Source organism: Comamonas sp. AG1104, assembly GCF_003350425.1.
GTDB lineage: Bacteria > Pseudomonadota > Gammaproteobacteria > Burkholderiales > Burkholderiaceae_C > Comamonas > Comamonas testosteroni.
On the sequence record NZ_QQAS01000004.1, the window covers coordinates 283,570 to 300,120 of the forward strand.

General features: G+C 63.3%; 18 protein-coding genes. 4 read left to right on the plus strand and 14 right to left on the minus strand.

The window, feature by feature from the left end; genetic code table 11:
- Positions 1-4 precede the first annotated feature (4 nt).
- Both DFO48_RS13145 and DFO48_RS13150 read right to left on the minus strand, forming a co-directional pair.
- Complete coding sequence (locus DFO48_RS13145; protein ID WP_003072034.1) at positions 5-832, minus strand: hypothetical protein; 828 nt, start codon at positions 830-832, stop codon at positions 5-7.
- A 47-nt stretch (positions 833-879) separates the two neighbouring features.
- On the minus strand, positions 880-1,482 hold the full coding sequence (locus DFO48_RS13150) for a tetratricopeptide repeat protein (protein WP_003065258.1): 603 nt from the start codon (positions 1,480-1,482) through the stop codon (positions 880-882).
- 197 nt (positions 1,483-1,679) lie between these two features.
- On the opposite strand from DFO48_RS13150, the gene DFO48_RS13155 reads away from it, so the two are divergent.
- Positions 1,680-2,432, plus strand: coding sequence for a class I SAM-dependent methyltransferase (locus DFO48_RS13155; RefSeq protein WP_003072039.1), 753 nt, complete (start codon positions 1,680-1,682; stop codon positions 2,430-2,432).
- A gap of 6 nt (positions 2,433-2,438) precedes the next feature.
- Here the strand turns inward: DFO48_RS13155 and DFO48_RS13160 are convergent, their stop codons facing one another.
- From DFO48_RS13160 to DFO48_RS13180, 5 genes are all read right to left on the minus strand, one after another.
- Complete coding sequence (locus DFO48_RS13160; RefSeq protein WP_114863676.1) at positions 2,439-2,774, minus strand: cytochrome c; 336 nt, start codon at positions 2,772-2,774, stop codon at positions 2,439-2,441.
- An 89-nt stretch (positions 2,775-2,863) separates the two neighbouring features.
- Positions 2,864-4,075 carry a sulfite oxidase gene (locus DFO48_RS13165; protein WP_114863677.1) on the minus strand — a complete coding sequence of 404 codons (1,212 nt, stop codon included), beginning with the start codon at positions 4,073-4,075 and terminating at the stop codon, positions 2,864-2,866.
- 48 nt (positions 4,076-4,123) lie between these two features.
- Positions 4,124-4,711: a hypothetical protein gene (locus DFO48_RS13170; protein WP_114863678.1), complete on the minus strand. Its 588-nt coding sequence runs from the start codon at positions 4,709-4,711 to the stop codon at positions 4,124-4,126.
- Positions 4,708-5,268 (minus strand): RNA polymerase sigma factor, encoded by a 561-nt coding sequence (locus DFO48_RS13175; RefSeq protein WP_003065266.1) that lies wholly within the window; start codon positions 5,266-5,268, stop codon positions 4,708-4,710. Before DFO48_RS13175 ends, DFO48_RS13170 begins: the two co-directional genes overlap by 4 nt.
- Positions 5,269-5,368: 100 nt before the next feature.
- Positions 5,369-6,262, minus strand: a complete 894-nt coding sequence (locus tag DFO48_RS13180; protein ID WP_114863679.1) for a helix-turn-helix domain-containing protein — start codon at positions 6,260-6,262, stop codon at positions 5,369-5,371.
- Between the two features lie 77 nt (positions 6,263-6,339).
- Between DFO48_RS13180 and DFO48_RS13185 the strand changes: the two genes are divergently transcribed.
- The 3 genes from DFO48_RS13185 to DFO48_RS13195 all read left to right on the plus strand — a co-directional run bounded on the left by DFO48_RS13185 (position 6,340) and on the right by DFO48_RS13195 (position 10,124).
- Positions 6,340-7,617, plus strand: a complete 1,278-nt coding sequence (locus tag DFO48_RS13185) for an MFS transporter (protein ID WP_003072055.1) — start codon at positions 6,340-6,342, stop codon at positions 7,615-7,617.
- Between the two features lie 215 nt (positions 7,618-7,832).
- A complete protein-coding gene (locus DFO48_RS13190) occupies positions 7,833-9,119 on the plus strand; it encodes a M20/M25/M40 family metallo-hydrolase (protein ID WP_114863680.1) in 1,287 nt (428 codons plus the stop codon).
- 231 nt (positions 9,120-9,350) lie between these two features.
- The gene (locus DFO48_RS13195) at positions 9,351-10,124 is read left to right on the plus strand and encodes a class II aldolase/adducin family protein (RefSeq protein ID WP_003072061.1); all 774 of its coding nucleotides are present in this window, start codon (positions 9,351-9,353) and stop codon (positions 10,122-10,124) included.
- 55 nt (positions 10,125-10,179) lie between these two features.
- Here DFO48_RS13195 and DFO48_RS13200 read toward each other — a convergent pair whose 3' ends face one another.
- The 7 genes from DFO48_RS13200 to mnmG form a co-directional block, all read right to left on the minus strand.
- A complete protein-coding gene (locus tag DFO48_RS13200; protein ID WP_114863681.1) occupies positions 10,180-10,722 on the minus strand; it encodes a GNAT family N-acetyltransferase in 543 nt (180 codons plus the stop codon).
- Positions 10,709-11,638, minus strand: a complete 930-nt coding sequence (locus DFO48_RS13205; RefSeq protein ID WP_003072066.1) for a ParB/RepB/Spo0J family partition protein — start codon at positions 11,636-11,638, stop codon at positions 10,709-10,711. Before DFO48_RS13205 ends, DFO48_RS13200 begins: the two co-directional genes overlap by 14 nt.
- Positions 11,639-11,653: 15 nt before the next feature.
- The gene (locus DFO48_RS13210) at positions 11,654-12,202 is read right to left on the minus strand and encodes an alpha/beta hydrolase (protein WP_114863682.1); all 549 of its coding nucleotides are present in this window, start codon (positions 12,200-12,202) and stop codon (positions 11,654-11,656) included.
- Positions 12,203-12,254: 52 nt separating this feature from the next.
- On the minus strand, positions 12,255-13,025 hold the full coding sequence (locus tag DFO48_RS13215; RefSeq protein WP_003072073.1) for a ParA family protein: 771 nt from the start codon (positions 13,023-13,025) through the stop codon (positions 12,255-12,257).
- 12 nt (positions 13,026-13,037) lie between these two features.
- Positions 13,038-13,649 carry a LysE family translocator gene (locus tag DFO48_RS13220; protein WP_003072075.1) on the minus strand — a complete coding sequence of 204 codons (612 nt, stop codon included), beginning with the start codon at positions 13,647-13,649 and terminating at the stop codon, positions 13,038-13,040.
- 143 nt (positions 13,650-13,792) lie between these two features.
- Complete coding sequence (rsmG, locus tag DFO48_RS13225; RefSeq protein WP_114863683.1) at positions 13,793-14,455, minus strand: 16S rRNA (guanine(527)-N(7))-methyltransferase RsmG; 663 nt, start codon at positions 14,453-14,455, stop codon at positions 13,793-13,795.
- Positions 14,452-16,416, minus strand: coding sequence for a tRNA uridine-5-carboxymethylaminomethyl(34) synthesis enzyme MnmG (gene mnmG, locus DFO48_RS13230; protein WP_114863684.1), 1,965 nt, complete (start codon positions 16,414-16,416; stop codon positions 14,452-14,454). The genes rsmG and mnmG overlap by 4 nt, the downstream gene beginning before the upstream one ends.
- Between the last annotated feature and the right edge of the window lie 135 nt (positions 16,417-16,551).

Sequence of the window (16,551 nt, forward strand, 5' to 3'; positions counted from 1 at the left end):
CGCTTTACTTGCCGACCTTGAGCTGACCGCCACGACCCAGGCCGCCCTTGACTTCCTGCGCCTTGTAGTTGCGCAGCGAGATCACCATGTTGTTGTAGGCATCCATGAAGGCGGCCACCGTGGCCTTGCCTTCGGGTGAGCGCGAGAAGCCGCCCAGACCACCACCCACGCCACCGCCGAACGCGCCCATGGCAGCGCCGAAGTTGGTGGCTGTGGAGTTGCCTTCGGAGATGGAGATCTGCACGCCAGAACGGATGTCGAACATGCTCAGCGTCACCACCGAAGCCTTGCTCTGCATGGCGCCGCCGATCAGCGTACCCACATTGCCGAACAGACCGCCCACACCCGCTGCCAGCTGGCCGGTTGCATCGTTGTCGATGATGATGGAAGGCTCCATGTAGTAGTCGGCTGCCACGCGCTGGCCCTTTTGCTGCTTGGAGCCGGCACGGAATTCACCGGAATTGCGCTGCTTGTCGGTGATCGCCGACATCTTGCTTTCGGTGCGGTTGTTGCCGATGGAGGTGATCACGAAGCAGTTGGACTGCTGCACGGCCAGACGGATCAGGGGTTCGATGGTCGTGATCTTGGTGGCAGCGCCAAAGCTGGCATACCAATCCTTGCCGCGACCGTCATCCACGGCCAGCGTGCCCAGAGGGGCATCGCAACGCTCCAGCGTAGGGTTCGCATTCACGCTGGTTGCGCCGCCCGCTGCGCCGGTGGCAGCCGTGGGAGCCGTACCCGTGGAGATGGTGCCGCCGCCGGGGGTCACGCAGCCGCCCAGTGCCAGGGCCGATGCGATGGCTGCCAGACGCAGCGTTGTCTTCTTGGACATAGTGATGCTTTCTAAAAAATAAAAAATGCTGCTGCGCTCACGGCGCCTCAGCGGTAATACCAACCCGACGAGCCCCACACCATGTAGTAGGGCGCGCCCACATACCAGCCGTTCCAGGACTTGCGCTCGTCCTCGATGGCCTGATAGCGTGCATGTGCATTCTGTTTGGCGGCCTGCGCCTGGGGCAGCAGTCGCTTGGCTTCCTTGAAGCCCTTGGCGGCAGCACGCGAAAGCCAAGCCTCGGCCTCGGCAGGGTCCGGGCCCATTTCTTCAAAGCCCAGCAGATACAGACGACCCAACGCAAACTGGGCCTGACCGTTACCGGCATCGCCGGCCTTGCGCATCCACTCGATGGCCTGATAGCTGTTGCGCTCCACGCCATCGCCGCGCAGATAGCGCAGGCCCAGGTCATAGGCTGCGCGAGGATCAGCTTCGGCTTTTTGCACCAGTGCCGCCAGGCGGCGCTCCGCCTCGGGATTGACGGGTTCGCCGCGGAAAGTCGCGACATTGCGCGGCAGCTCGGAACAGTTATTGCCTTCGCACAGGCGCACGGTGGGCGAAGCAGGTGCCAACTGCTCCTGCGGTGTCTGTACCGCGCATGCTGTCAACGCAAGAGCCGCCAATGAAAAGGTGGGGGCGAGCAGGCGCATGGATGTCTCCTCTGAATTCTCAGCCACTGAAAGCCGAAAAGTATACATAAGCAAAAATCAGTAATTTTTACGACGAGTTGACAACACGCATACCCCACCAAAGAGGGGTATCCCGCACAAAATGCAAAACTCCGACAAGGCCTTGTCTGCGCTTCGGTGTCTTGACGCCTGTGTATGACGGATACATTTCAAAACTCATGACAAAAAAATGGCTTGCCTCTACCTGGCCTCTGCCTGCACTGCTCGTCTGGCTGCTGGCCTGGATGATCTTTGCGGGACTGGCGCGCCTGCTGCCCTGGTGGCTGGCCCTGCTGGTCGCCGGCAGCTTCAGCACGGCAGCCAGTCTCTGCGGGCCCAACTGGTGGCGCAGGCTCATCATTGCGGCCGGGTTTCCGCTGTCGTTTCTGGTGCTCAGCGCCAGCCAGTTGCCCGCCTGGGGCTGGCTGCTGCCTCTGGGCTTGCTGCTGCTGATCTACCCGCTCAATGCCTGGCGTGATGCCCCGGTCTTTCCAACGCCGTTCAATGCGCTCAAAGGACTGGCAGAGATCGTGCAGTTGCCGGTGCAGGCGCTGGTGCTGGACGCCGGCTGCGGCATGGGCGATGGTTTGCGCGCGCTGCGCAGCGCGCTGCCGCAGGCCCGCCTCCATGGTCTGGAATGGAGCTGGCCACTGGCGATTGCCTGCGCCCTGCGCTGCCCCTGGGCACGCGTGCGACGCGGCGATATCTGGCTGGCCGACTGGAGCGGCTATCAGTTGGTCTATCTGTTCCAGCGGCCCGAAAGCATGGGCCGCGCCGCTGTCAAGGCGGCCACCGAGATGCAGCCCGGCAGCTGGCTGGTGAGCCTGGATTTCCAACTGCCCGGCGTGGAAGCGACGGCATGCCTGCAAGGCAATAGCCGCCACAAGGTATGGATCTACGCCATGCCGCTGGATGGCGCGCAGCGCGGCTGAGGCGCTTTACTTGGCTGCGCCGCTGGCCTTGCTCACGTAAAGAGCAACGGCAGCGATATCGGCTTCGCTCATTGTGGCCTTGAAGGAGGGCATGGAGCCGATTCCGTCCTTCAGAGCGCGCGCCACGCGGGCCGCATCGGGCTGCAGCTCGTCCAGCACGGGGCCGATGGCGCCTTCGGTGCCGGCGTCCTTGAGGGTATGGCACACCGCGCAGGCAGGGACTGCAGCAGTGGTGAACAGCTCTTTGCCGCGCGCCATCTGGGCAGCCTGATCGGCATGGGCGGCAGTGCCCGCAAAGGCGGTCAACAACAGGGCGGCGAGGATGTGGTTTGTCTTCATCATTGTTCTTGGAGAAATGCGATGCATCGGGGTTGGATCCCATGCCCTGCGTCCCTTCTTCCGGCACCGGGCATGGGCAGTGATTGCGACGCTCAGGCCACGGTGACCGTCACTGCGTGGTCGGCCCAGCTGGTGTTGTTGTAGCCGCTCTGGTTTTCACCGCGCGTCTCGGGCTGCACATTGCCCTTCACATCAGTCGCGCGGCTGGCCAGCTGGTAGGAGCCCTTGGGCAGCTGGGCCTGGAGCACGAACTGGCGCCAGGCGTACCTGCCCATGTCGGGGCCCACCAGACGGGCCTGCTTCCAGGTCTTGCCGCCGTCGATGGAGACTTCCACGCCCTTGACGGCGTTCATGCCGCCGAAGGCCACGCCCTGAATCTGCACCAGGCCGGAGGCCTGGTTGCCGTCCTCGGGGATGGGGCTGTTGATCCATGACTTGACGCTCATCTCCTGCACCGAAGGCTGGCTGGGATCTCCCTTGCTCCCCGGAGGCGAGATGCGGTAGCCGTGGGACATGATGTGCGCTTCGCTTTCCTTGGCGGTAAAGGCCAGCTGCTTGATGTACTTGATGTTGTTCACGCCGGTGTAGCCGGGCACGATCAGGCGCAGCGGGCCGCCATGGGCCAGAGGCACGGGCTCGCCGTTCATCTCCCAGGCCAGCAGCGCGTCCTCCATGGCCGACAGGGGCACGGAGCGCTCCACCAGCACACTCTTGGGATCGAGGCCTGCGGGCAGCACCTCTCCGCCCGTTCCCGTCATGTAGACCATGCCGTCGGCCACTCCGCCCAGGGCCTTGACCACATCGCGCACGGGCACACCGCTCCAGACCACGCAACCAGCAGCACCCACCGTCCATTGCGTACCGCTGGGCTTGGAGGGGAAGAAGGCGCGACCGTTGCCAGAGCATTGCAGCACCATGGTCACGGTCTCCAGACCCATGGTCTTGAGTTCACGCACGCTCAGCTGTCTGGGCTTTTTCACACCATCGATCTGCACCGCCCATGCATCGCGATCGGCCACGATGGACTCGGAAGGCGTGGGCAGGTTGTTGCGCACATAGAGCTGGCTGGTGGGCGTGACCACGCCGGCGCCAAACGCGCTGCGCTTGGTCTCGATGGTGGTGGAGCTGTGCACGATCACGGCATCGGCATTCTTGAAGCTGGCATAGCCGGGCAGAGGCTTGGCGGCGGGCGCTGCCGCCTGAGCCATGGCCTGGCTCTGGAAGCTGGCCAGACCGGCTGCAGCCAGCGCGCTGGCGCTACCGGCGAGCAGGCGACGACGCGGCAGGGATGTGGGTTGTTGCATGGTGTCTCCTTGGTAATTGTGGTGAATGCTCAGCGCGAAAAATCCGGTTCAGCCATCGGCTTTCTCAGGTGCCCCCAGAGCGCGTGATGCCACGGCCAGAGCCTGTTTCTTCTGTGCGATCAGCACCAGAGGGCGGCCTTCGCGCGAGCGCACCACCTGCCAGTAGCTGTTGGCCCACCAGCCCTGGCCGTCGGCAATCGGCTGGGGCTGCTCGAAGGCCAGCACGGTGACTATGCCGCCTTTTTCAAAAAAAGTGGTCAGGTGATAGGCGCGACTGCCGTCGATATCGCAGGGCCGCATGAGCTGGGTGTAGCCGGGCAGCTTCTGGTCGGCAGGCCAGTCCATATGCCTGGCAATCTCGGCCTCCGGGATGAACTGGCCCCGCAGCGTGCGTTCGTAATACTCATGCTCGATGGCCGAGCGCACCATCTGCGGCGGGCGCAGGCTCAGCACGCCGCCCGCAGCAACGCTGCCGACCATCACGGCGGCACACAGTGCATGCAGGCCACGACGGGCGTACCAGGGCGTGTGGCGCAGCAAATGGGTCGGCAGCTCGCCGGGCTCGAAAGCCAGTGCCAGCTCGGCACGGGCACGCAGGTCGAAATCGGTGTCTTCGGGGCGGTCTTGGTGTTTCATGGTGCGCGCTTTCTCAGCGGTATCACGCCGGCAGCTGCGGAAGATTCGGTGGTGGCCCCTGCGGGACGGCGCGCAGGCTCCTGCAGTGCCGTCTTGAGCGCTTCACGGGCCCGCGCCAGGCGAGAGAGCACGGTGCCCGGTGCAATATCCAGCGCCTCGGCCATCTGGGCCGTGGGCATGTCGTCAAAGTAGTAAAGCACCAGCACTTCACGATGGATCGGGGCAATGCGGCTCAGCGCCTTGACCACGTCCAGCTGCGCATCGAGTGCATCGTGGTGATTCACGCCCTGCTCGCAGGCTTCATCCAGAGACTCGGTCTGTGATTGCACAGGATCGAAGTGCCTGAAGGCATGGCGGCGCATGATCTGGAACAGCCATGCTCTGGCCATGCTCTGGTCGCGCAGCTGGTGGCGAAAGCGCCAGGCGCTGGTGAAGCAATCCTGCACCACATCCTCGGCCGTGGCACGCGAGCCCGTCAGCGCCCAGGCGCTGCGCAGCAAAAAGCGGTAATGCTCGCGCACCCACTGGTTGTAGCGCGACTCGGCAGAGAAGATCATGGTGATAAAGAGCGCAGGCCTGCTGCTTTCATTCCATGTCGCTGCAAATATTTTCTGGAGCCACCCGGCAAATACAGATGAGGCTTGCAGCCCTGTTCAATCAATCGCTGGCAGCCATGACCTTGGTGTGCATGCCAAAGAACTGCGCAGGCGGCATGCCCACCGTGCGGCGCACCATGGCGCTGAAAGCGCTGGGACTGTAGTCCAGCTCGGCAGCAATGCGCTGAATCGGCCAGTTGCGCGCCGCCAAGCTCACGGCATGGGCCAGCACCACCTGCTGGCGCCACTGGGTAAAACTGCATTCCAGCTGCTGGCGAAACAGTCGCGCCACGGTGCGCGGACTGGCCCCGGTATCGCGCGCCCAGTCTTCCAGCGTCTCGTTGCGCGTGGGGTCGGCCAGCACGGCCTCGCACAGCAGGCGCAAGCGCTTGTCCTGGGGCAGGTTCACGCCCAGTTGCACGGCACTGGCGCGGCGCAGCTCGTCGAGCAGCAGCTGGCTCAAATGGTGCTCGCGCGCCCTGTCCTGCTCGGACAGCTGCAGGCTGTCATCGGGCAGCGTGGGCAGCTCGCGCACCACGGCGCGCAGCAGATCCGACGCGTTGAGCACCCGGCATTGGCGCCAGGCCGCCTCTTGCTCAGGGCTGACATCGGGGCCGCAACGCCCCTGGGTCTGAAAGAAGTACAAGGTGCGCAGATCGGCGCTTTCCACCATGGTCACCGCATGCTCCATGCCCGGCGGCACCCACAGCGCGCGGGATGGCGGCACGATATAGGTGCCCTGCGCTACTGTCAGGCGTATGGTGCCCGTGGTGGAGATGGCCAGTTGCCCCCAGGGATGACGGTGCGGCTTGACCTGGGTGTCGGCCTCCAGCCAGCGACATTTGGCGCGCACCGGGCGCTGTGCCGAGGGAATGTAGAGATGGGGTGTCAGCGTCTCCACATAGGCGGTGGCCTTGCCTGCACGCAGGGGCTCGGGGTCGTGGAGGCTGTACATGATGGTTGGCTGGCTTGCGATAGCAATTGGCAGACTATCGCATACAAGACGCAAGCAGTCTGCCTAAGATGCGACATATGAACCGCCCTGCCTCCACAACACCTCAAAACCAGGCGCCAGAGACACTGCGCAGTGACGCTCGCACCATCAGCCTCATCGGTCTGGCCCATGGCTCGTCGCACTTCTTCCACCTGCTGCTGCCGCCGTTGTTTCCCTGGCTGATCAAGGACTTCGGCTACAGCTATGCCGAGCTCAGCGTCATGGTTTCGCTGTTCTTCATTGTTTCCGGCACCGGCCAGGCACTGGCCGGCTTTGCGGTGGACCGCTTTGGCGCACGTCCGATTCTGTTTGCCGCCCTCGGCAGCTTTGTGGTGGCAGGCCTGATTGCCAGCACGGCCCAGGGCTACAGCATGCTGCTGGCTGCCTCCTTCTTTGCGGGCCTGGGCAATGCGCCCTTCCACCCCGTGGACTTCACCATCCTCAACAAGCGCGTGTCGCAGCAGCGCATAGGTCATGCGTTCTCGGTGCATGGCCTGTCCGGCAATCTGGGCTGGGCGCTGGCACCGCTGTTCATGGCGGGCATCACCACGGCCACGGGCTCCTGGCGTCTGGCCTGCCTGGGCGGCGCCCTCTGCGCAGCCGTGGTGCTGGCCATCATGGTCTTCAACCGTGACGCGCTCGATGATCGCGCCGAATCCGCAGGTGCTGCCGCCAAGCCGGCTGCCGGAGCCATTGCCGCACCTCAGGAACACCCCATGGCCTTCATGAAGCTGCCATCGGTGTGGCTGTGCTTTTCCTTCTTCTTCTGGAGCACCTGCGCGCTCAGCGCCATCCAGAGCTTTGCCAGCCCGGCCCTGCAATCCATGTACGGGCTGCCGCTTTCCGTGACGGCGCTGATCGTCACCGGCTATATGCTGTGCGGCGCTGCCGGTATGGTCGTGGGCGGCTTTCTGGTCGGCCGCGTGCAGCGGCTGGAGAAGGTGATCTCCATCTGCATGCTGGGCTCGGGCCTGTTGCTGTTTGTCGTCGGCACGGGCTGGCTGCCCGGCATGGCTGCCGTGATCGTGGCTTCTGTCGCCGGTCTGGGCACGGGCCTGGCCGGCCCCTCGCGCGACATGCTGATCAAGCGCGCAGCGCCCCCCGGCGCCACGGGCCGTGTCTACGGCACGGTGTATTCGGGCCTGGATCTGGGCTTTTGCCTGGCCGCGCCGGTCTTCGGCTACATGCTGGACCACCAGATGACCAACGCAGTGTTCTATGGCTCGGCGATTGCGCTGGTGCTGTCGGTGGTCTCGGCCGTCATCGTCGGCGACGGCGTGAGCAAGAAGACCAAATCCCATCTGGCAGCCGCCTGAGCAACAGGCGCAACCCACCCAGCCCTGCCCGCGCAAGCTGCAGGGCTTTTTTGTCGGCGCGAGAGATCAAGTTACCCTGGTATTTATCCCTAGTGGCTCAGCGCTGAGGCCACAAACACGGCTGCTAAGCTGAATTCCCTGAGCGGTGCATCACACCGCCTTTTCTTGCCGTGGCCCTATCCGGGAGCGGCTCGCCCCCCTCAAGGAGAATTTCTATGCGTTGGAACACGCCCTCTGCCCCTTTGCTGCGCGCCCTGCCCCTGGCCCTGGTGCTGGCCTTCGGCTCTGCCCAGGCTGCCTCTCAGACTGAATGGCTGGAGCATGCGAAAAAGGAGCAGCAGCCCTACCTGGATACGCTGCGCGATCTGGTGCATATCGAGTCCGGCAGCAAGGATGTGGCGGGCGTGAAGAAGATTGCCGAATACATTGCCGGCAAGCTGCGCGCGCAGGGCGGCAAGGTCGAGGTGATCGAGCCCAGCGACATCTACCGCCTCGATGACACGCCCGAGAAAGTCGGCCCCATGGTGCATGCCGAATTCAAGGGCAAGGGCAGCAGCCGCATCATGCTGATCGCGCACATGGACACCGTCTATCTGCCCGGCATGCTCAAGGACCAGCCCTTTCGCATCGACGGCGACAAGGCCTATGGCCTGGGCATTGCCGACGACAAGCAGGGCGTGGCCCTGATCATGCATATCGTGCCCCTGCTCAAGAAGCTGGGCATCGAGGACTACGGCACGCTCACGGTGCTGATCAACGGCGACGAGGAAATCAGCTCGCCCGGAGCACGCAGCACCATAACCCGCCTGGGGGCCGAGCAGGACGCAGTGTTCAGCTTTGAAGGCGGCGGCACCGACGGCAGCCTGCGCCTGGCCACCAGCGGCATCGGCGCCGCCTACCTCAAGGTCACGGGCAAGGCATCGCATGCGGGCGCCAAGCCCGAAGACGGCGTGAATGCGCTGTACGAGCTGTCGCACCAGCTGCTGCAGATGAAGGATCTGTCCCAGCCCCAGGACGGCCTCAAGCTCAACTGGACGGTGTCCAAGGCCGGCACCAACCGCAATGTGGTTCCCGCCGAAGCCTCGGCCCAGGCCGATGCCCGCGCGCTGCGCGTGGCCGACTTCACGGCGCTGGAAAAAGCCATGCAGGACAAGATCGGCAACAAGCTGCTCCCCGCCAGCAAGGTGGAGCTGAAATTCGAAGTGCGCCGCCCGCCGCTGGAGGCCAATGCCACGGCGCGCAAGCTGGCGGCCCATGCCCAGGGCATTTATGAGCAGGAGCTGAAGCTGCCCATGAAGGTCATGGACAAGGCCACGGGCGGCGGCACGGATGCGGCTTTTGCGGCCCTCAAGGCCAAAGGCGGCGTGATCGAGGGCTTCGGCCTGTCGGGCTATGGCGCGCATTCCAACGATGCCGAATATGTGCAGATCAACACCATCGCACCTCGCCTGTATCTGGCCGCCCGCATGATCCAGGACCTGTCGCGCGGCCAGATCAAGTAAGCGCTTTTGATAGCTGCTTTCGCCTGATCAGCTTCGATTTCAGTATAAAAACGATCTACAAATCAACAGGAGCTTGCGATGCAAGCTCCTGTTTTTTGCCCCATAAGCATTGCCACCCCGCCTGATCCGAACCGGCCTCGCCCGCGTTTCCAGGCTTCTGTCGCCTAGCCAACAGACCGCTAACGCACGAGTGTCTACATTCATCGAATCAACGATGAAGGAGAGCCGCCCGTGAGCCAAGAGCCCTTGAACATCCCCAGCGTGCAGCATCTGGTCAGCCCCGAGGAATGGCAGCTGCGCGTGGACCTAGCCGCCTGCTACCGGCTGGTGGCGCTGTACGGCTGGAGCGATCTGGTCTTCACCCACATCAGCGCGCGGCTGCCGGGCCCCGGGCATCACTTCCTCATCAACCCCTACGGGCTGATGTTTGACGAAATCACGGCCTCCTCGCTGATCAAGGTGGACCTGGGCTGCAACAAACTCATGGACTCGCCCTTCCCCGTGAACCCGGCAGGCTTCGTCATCCACAGCGCCGTGCACGAGGCGCGTGCCGATGCGCAATGCGTGATCCACACCCACACGCGCGCCGGCGTGGCCGTGGCGGCCCAGAAGAACGGCCTGCTGCCCATCAGCCAGCAAAGCACCTTTGTCCTGGGGTCCCTGGCCTATCACGTCTATGAAGGCGTGGCCTTTCGCGAGGACGAGAAGCCGCGCCTGCTGGCCGACATGGGCGAGGCCAACTTCCTCATGCTGCGCAACCACGGCCTGCTGACCTGCGGCGCCACGATTGCCGATGCCTTTTTGTCGATGTACGTCTTCGAGTCCGCCTGCCAGATCCAGATCGCGGCCCAGTCGGGCGGCACCGAACTCACCGAGGTCGACCCGCAGATTCTGCAAGGCATCGCCCATGCCATGAAGGTACAGACCGGCGGCATGGGCGGCCAGTTTGCCTGGCCCGCCCTGCTGCGCAAGCTCGACAGAATCGACCCCGGCTACCGCAGTTAGAACACCGCTCCGGAATCAAAAAAGGGCATCCAGATGGATGCCCTTTTTTGCAGCATCAGCTGCGGCGAATACGGTAGAGACAGTGCTCAGCCAGCGCGTGCCCAGCTGGCAGATCAGGGTGCATGAATGTCTTCGCATCGGGCTGCATTCCCAGGCGCTGCATTACGGCCTGCGAGGGCTTGTTCGGCACCGCCGTGAACGCCACAACTTCATCCAGCAGCAGCTCATTCCACGCAAAATCCAGCGCGGCTTTTGCACCCTCTGTCGCCAGCCCTTTGCCCCAGTATGGCCGGGCCAGCCGCCAGCCCACTTCCACGCAGGGTGAAAACGACAGCTCTGCTGCGGGAGTGTGCAAGCCAATCATCCCTGCCAAGTGCCCGGTGGCTCTATCCTGCGCAACCCAGAATCCCCAGCCACGCTCGGCAATCAGAGCTTCGGCCTTGGCGGCCAGGGCATCGCTGGCCTGCCTGTCCAGCACGCTTGGGAAGTAGCGCATGACTTCCGTGTCCGCATTGAGCGCGGCAAACTCCGGCAAATCCTGCGGCGTCCATTGCCGCAGAATCAGCCTTGGCGTGGTCAGGCTCTCAGGCTTCACCACGCAGCTTTTCGATGATGCCGTTGAGCTCGTCAAGCGAGCCGAACTGGATGGCGATCTCGCCCATTTCCTGCTGCTTGCCGTGGCGACGCACGGTCTTCTTGATGCGCACCTCTACATCGGCCGTAAGCAGGTCGGACAGCTCTTCCTCGATGCGTTTCACATCGCGCGACTTGCCATCTTTCTTGGCCTTCTGGCGCGTCAGATTGAACTCGGCACCGATCTTCTTGACCAGCGACTCGGCCTCGCGCACCGACATCTTCTTGGCCGCGATCTGGTTGCCTGCCGTGATCTGGGTGGCACGGTCCAGCGTCAGCAGCGCCCGCGCATGGCCCATGTCGATATCGCCGGCCATCAGCATGGTCTGCACGGGCTCGGCCAGATTCAGCAGGCGCAGCAGATTGGTGGCGGCGCTGCGCGAGCGGCCCACGGCCTGAGCGGTCTGCTCGTGGGTCAGACCGAACTCCTTGACCAGGCGGGCCAGCCCCTGCGCCTCTTCCAGCGGATTCAGGTCTTCGCGCTGAATGTTCTCGATCAGTGCCATGGCCGCAGCGGCTTCGTCAGGCACTTCGCGCACCAGCACCGGCACCTCGGACAACCCCGCGATATGCGCGGCACGGAAGCGCCGTTCGCCGGCAATGATTTCGTACTTGCCGGCGTTGTCGCCCCGGGAGAGCTGGCGCACCAGAATCGGTTGCATGATGCCCTGGGCCTTGATGCTCTCGGCCAGCTCGTACAAGGCGCCTTCGTCCATTCGGGTGCGCGGCTGGTACTGGCCGGCCACCATCACATTGAGCGCCAGGGTGCTCGGAAGATTGGCCTGAGACCCGCTCGCTGCGGCCTGCTCTGCTTCGCTGACCTTGGGGCCCAGCAGGGCTTCCAGACCACGTCCCAGGCCCTTGGGTTTCTTAGTCACCATTGCTGAATTCTTTCTTTAAAGGGAGAGCAGCAGCTCATGCCCGGCTTCCCACAGTCCCAATCCGCTGGCCGTGTTGATATGGCCTGCGGCACCCGCATTCACGAAGCGGCAGCCCCAGCCCTGTGCCATGGCCTGTGCACGCGCTACAGAGCAGTTGGGGTCGTTCTCGCTGCCCACCAGTATCGACGGGAAGGGCAGCTTTTGCAGCAGCACGGGCGACCAGCCCGGCAGGACGCCGCGCAGACTCTCCTGCTCGGTGTCGCCGGGGGCCACCAGCAACGCACCGCGCACCTTGCTCCTGGCTACTTGAGAATGTGCCGCCCACCAGGCCACCAGCACGCAGCCCAGGCTGTGCGCCACCAGAGTGACGGGAGCCGGAGCGTCGAGCACGGTTTCCTGCAGACGAATGCTCCAGTCACCACGCAGCGGATGCTGCCAGCTGTGCTGCTCCAGCCGCTGGTAGCCGTACTGCTCCTGCCACAGACTTTGCCAGTGGCCGGGGTCGGAGTTCTGCCAGCCGGGCAGCAGCCAGACATGCTGCGGGTTCAGTGCTTCAGAGGTCATGGTCGTTGGCGATGGCTGGATAGGAGACGGGGAGCTGTTTCACGTGAAACACTCACATTTTCTTGATACGGCGCACCATCTCTTCGGCGAACTCGACAAAGGCCTTGCTGCCCTTGGCCGAGGCGTCGAACACCACGCCCGGCAGGCCGTAGCTGGGGGCTTCGGCCAGGCGCACATTGCGCGGGATCACGGTATCGAACACCTTGTCGCCGAAATGCTCCTTGAGCTGGTCGCTGACCTGCTGCTGCAGCGTGGTGCGCGGATCGAACATCACGCGCAGCAGACCGATGATCTGCAGGTCGGGATTCATATTGGCATGCACCTGCTTGATGGTGTTGACCAGATCGGTCAGGCCTTCCAGTGCAAAGTACTCGCACTGCATGGGCACGATCACGCCATGCGCCGAGCACAGACCGTTCAATGTCAGCATGGACAGCGAAGGCGGGCAGTCGATCAGCACGAAGTCATAGTCGGCGGCCACGGCCTGCAGAGCGGTCTTGAGGCGCTCGTTGCGGCGTTCCAGCGAGACCAGCTCGATCTCGGCGCCCGACAGCTCGCGGTTGGCGCCCAGCACGTCATAGCCGACCTGCTCGGACTTCTGGGCCACCTCCTTGATGCTGGCGTTTTCCAGCAGCACATCGTAGACCGTCAGCTCCAGCGCGCGCTTGTCCACGCCGGAGCCCATGGTGGCATTGCCCTGCGGGTCCAGGTCGATCAGCAACACACGCTGGCCGACCTTGGCCAGACCGGCGGCAAGATTGACCGTGGTCGTGGTCTTGCCCACTCCACCCTTTTGATTGGCAACACAGAAAATTTTGGCCATTGAACTTCTCTTTTAGTTGGCGGCCAGCTTGAGGCCAAAACCGATCAGAAACACACCGGCTGTTTTTTCCAGCCACTTCACCACGGCCGGATTGGCACGCAGACGCTCTGCCAACACCGTGGTCAGCGTCACCACAATGACGCTGTAGATAAAGGTAATTGCCGCCACCGTGGCAGCCATCACGCCAAAGGTGACGGCGCCCTGGTGATTGGCAGGGTCTACGAACATGGGAAAGAACGCCATGTAGAACACGATGGCCTTGGGGTTCATCAGAGTGATCAGAGCACCCTGACGGAAATACTGGCGCGGCTGGATTTCGATGGCTGGTGCATCGCCGGGCCTGGCCGTAAGCAGCTTGTAGCCCAGCCAGGCCAGATAGGCCGCCCCCACCCATTGCACGGCATGGAAGGCCGCGGGATAGGCGGCCAGCACCGCCGCCACACCGGCCACGGCCAGCCACATCAGCACCTGGTCGGCAGCCATCACACCCAAGCAGCATGCAAGGCCCGCTCTCCATCCGCCCTTGCCCGTGGAGGTAATCAAGGCCAGATTGCCTGGTCCAGGGATCAGCAAGAAAACGGTAACGGCGGCTGCAAAAGCGCCGTAATCAGAGATGCCAAACATTCAAACCCTGCGCGATGGAAAACAGCAAGTTTATGCGAGGGTCATGACCGGTGCATCTGCATTGCACAGATGTTGCCTGACACAGTATGTAAAAAGGCACTTTGCTCCCCTTGGAAACAAAGTGCCCGACCAAGCTTTACTGCTCAAGAAGCCAGTTTCAACCAGATGACGCAGCGCTCGGCATCCAGGCCGGGCACGACCAAAGGTTCCACGTGAAACACTTTCACGTCGGCAGGCAGCGCAGCAATTTCCTCATCGGGGTGCTTGCCCTTCATGGCAAACCAGATTCCGTCCTCGGCCAGAGCCTTGCGCGACCAGGTGGTGAAGTCCACCAGGGACGCAAAGGCGCGGCAGCTGATGACCGGGTACTGGGTCTTGAGGTTTTCCACCCGGTCATGAATGCCGCGCAGATTGGGCAGGCGCAAGGATGCAGCCACCTGCTGGATGAAAGCGGCCTTCTTGCCCACGGTATCCACACAGTTCACATCGATCTGCGGGCAGCAGATGGCAAACACCACACCAGGCAGACCACCGCCGGAGCCCACGTCCAGCAGCGGCAGGCGCTTGCCCTCTTCCAGCGGCAGGCTGCTCACATGCCGCAGCAAAGCGGGCACGGCAGCCAGGCTGTCGAGCAGGTGATGCGTCAGCATCTCCTGGGGATCACGCACCGACGTCAGGTTGTAGACCTTGTTCCACTTCTGCAGCAGATCCATGAAGGACATCAGCAGATCGATCTGGGCCGGAGCCAGATCCAGCTTCAGTGCCTGAACGCCCTGCTCCAGCTGAGTACGCAAAACCTGGCTCATGCGGAAGCCTCTTCGTTCTGATTGGCAAAGCCCTTGAAGCCGCCTTTTTTCAGATGCACCATGAGCAGCGAGATGGCAGCAGGCGTCACCCCCGAAATACGCGAAGCCTGACCCAGGGTTTCGGGTCTGTGCTTTTGCAGCTTCTGGCGCACCTCGAAGGACAGCGCCGCCACCTGCATATAGTCAAACTCCAGCGGCAGACGCAGGCGCTCGAAATGCGCGGCACGCTCCACCTCATCCTTCTGACGGTCGATATAGCCAGAGTACTTGGCGGCAATCTCCACCTGCTCGATCACCGGGGCGCTGAGTTCGCCCAGCGCCTCGGGCTGCACATCGGCACTGGCGTACTTGCCCTCGTTCATGCCCATGAGCTTGTCGTAGTCCACACCCGGGCGACGCAGCAGGTCGAACAGGTTGTATTCGCGCTCCATGGCCTTGCCCAGCACGCGCTCGGATTCTTCCGCAGCCACGACACGCGGGTTCACCCAGGTGGACTTGAGGCGCTCTGTTTCACGTGAAACAGCATCGCGCTTGCGGCTGAAGGAGTCCCAGCGCGCATCATCGACCAGACCCATCTGGCGGCCCGCTTCGGTCAGGCGCATATCGGCATTGTCTTCGCGCAGCTGCAGGCGGAACTCGGCGCGGCTGGTGAACATGCGATAGGGCTCGGTCACGCCCTTGGTGATCAGATCGTCGACCAGCACGCCCAGATAGGCCTCGTCGCGACGCGGCATCCAGGGGCCTTCGCCACGGCACTGCAGCGCTGCGTTCAGGCCCGCGAACAGACCCTGAGCGGCCGCCTCTTCATAGCCGGTCGTGCCATTGATCTGGCCCGCAAAGAACAGACCCTGGATCTGCTTGGTCTCGAAGCTGCTCTTGAGCGAGCGCGGATCGAAGTAGTCGTACTCGATGGCATAGCCTGGGCGCAGGATATGGGCGTTCTCCAGCCCCTTCATGCTGCGCACCAGTTCGTACTGAATGTCGAACGGCAGGCTGGTGGAGATCCCATTGGGGTAGAACTCGTGCGTGGTCAGGCCTTCGGGCTCCAGAAAGATCTGATGGCTTTCCTTGTCCGCAAAACGGTTGATCTTGTCTTCCACGCTGGGGCAGTAACGCGGACCCACGCCCTCGATCTTGCCGGTGAACATGGGACTGCGGTCAAAGCCGCTGCGAATGATCTCGTGCGTACGCGCATTGGTGTGCGTGATCCAGCAAGGCATCTGGCGGGGATGCATGGCACGGTTGCCCATGAAGCTGAACACGGGCACTTCGCCCTCGTTCACGCCGCCTGGCATGCCATCGCCGGGTTGCTCCTCGCACTGGCTGAAGTCGATGCTGCGGCCGTCGATGCGCGGGGGCGTGCCGGTCTTCAGGCGCCCCTGCGGCAGCTGGAGCTCCTTCAGGCGTGCCGACAGGCTCACAGCGGGGGGATCGCCCGCACGGCCTGCTGCATAGTTGTTCAGGCCCACGTGAATCTTGCCGTCGAGGAAGGTGCCCGCCGTCAGCACCACGGTGCGGCTGCGGAACTTGAGACCCACCTGGGTGACGGCACCGACCACGCGGTCGCCCTCCACCATCAGATCATCCACGGCCTGCTGGAAGAGCCAGAGATTGGGCTGGTTTTCCAGCATCTCGCGAATCGCGGCCTTGTACAGAATGCGGTCGGCCTGGGCTCGCGTGGCACGCACGGCCGGTCCCTTGGAGCTGTTCAGAATGCGGAACTGGATGCCGCCCTTGTCGGTCGCCAGGGCCATGGCTCCGCCCAGGGCATCGACCTCCTTGACCAGGTGTCCCTTACCGATGCCGCCGATGCTGGGGTTGCAGCTCATCTGCCCCAGGGTTTCGATATTGTGGGTCAGCAGCAATGTCTTGCTGCCCATGCGCGCAGCGGCCAACGCAGCCTCGGTGCCGGCGTGACCGCCACCGACCACGATCACGTCAAATTCCTGTGGGTACAACATATTTCTGCTCCGGGCCAAGCCCGGCCCTTGCCCCTGCACGAAGCAACCATGCCTCGGCTCTCATGGCAGGCGGACATGTTTTCGCGCCATGTCCAGCCCTGCGGGGAACCTGCAATTTTCCCACCATTGGCGCAA

Bases quoted from the DNA above. Each gene is read 5' to 3' on its own strand.
- DFO48_RS13220 (WP_003072075.1), bottom strand. From the start codon at position 13,649: ATGTTTGGCATCTCTGATTACGGCGCTTTTGCAGCCGCCGTTACCGTT.
- DFO48_RS13185 (WP_003072055.1), top strand. From the start codon at position 6,340: ATGAACCGCCCTGCCTCCACAACACCTCAAAACCAGGCGCCAGAGACA.
- DFO48_RS13180 (WP_114863679.1), bottom strand. From the start codon at position 6,262: ATGTACAGCCTCCACGACCCCGAGCCCCTGCGTGCAGGCAAGGCCACC.
- DFO48_RS13215 (WP_003072073.1), bottom strand. From the start codon at position 13,025: ATGGCCAAAATTTTCTGTGTTGCCAATCAAAAGGGTGGAGTGGGCAAG.
- DFO48_RS13205 (WP_003072066.1), bottom strand. From the start codon at position 11,638: ATGGTGACTAAGAAACCCAAGGGCCTGGGACGTGGTCTGGAAGCCCTG.
- DFO48_RS13190 (WP_114863680.1), top strand. From the start codon at position 7,833: ATGCGTTGGAACACGCCCTCTGCCCCTTTGCTGCGCGCCCTGCCCCTG.
- DFO48_RS13175 (WP_003065266.1), bottom strand. From the start codon at position 5,268: ATGATCTTCTCTGCCGAGTCGCGCTACAACCAGTGGGTGCGCGAGCAT.
- DFO48_RS13155 (WP_003072039.1), top strand. From the start codon at position 1,680: ATGACAAAAAAATGGCTTGCCTCTACCTGGCCTCTGCCTGCACTGCTC.
- rsmG (WP_114863683.1), bottom strand. From the start codon at position 14,455: ATGAGCCAGGTTTTGCGTACTCAGCTGGAGCAGGGCGTTCAGGCACTG.
- DFO48_RS13165 (WP_114863677.1), bottom strand. From the start codon at position 4,075: ATGCAACAACCCACATCCCTGCCGCGTCGTCGCCTGCTCGCCGGTAGC.
- mnmG (WP_114863684.1), bottom strand. From the start codon at position 16,416: ATGTTGTACCCACAGGAATTTGACGTGATCGTGGTCGGTGGCGGTCAC.
- DFO48_RS13210 (WP_114863682.1), bottom strand. From the start codon at position 12,202: ATGACCTCTGAAGCACTGAACCCGCAGCATGTCTGGCTGCTGCCCGGC.
- DFO48_RS13145 (WP_003072034.1), bottom strand. From the start codon at position 832: ATGTCCAAGAAGACAACGCTGCGTCTGGCAGCCATCGCATCGGCCCTG.
- DFO48_RS13170 (WP_114863678.1), bottom strand. From the start codon at position 4,711: ATGAAACACCAAGACCGCCCCGAAGACACCGATTTCGACCTGCGTGCC.
- DFO48_RS13150 (WP_003065258.1), bottom strand. From the start codon at position 1,482: ATGCGCCTGCTCGCCCCCACCTTTTCATTGGCGGCTCTTGCGTTGACA.
- DFO48_RS13160 (WP_114863676.1), bottom strand. From the start codon at position 2,774: ATGATGAAGACAAACCACATCCTCGCCGCCCTGTTGTTGACCGCCTTT.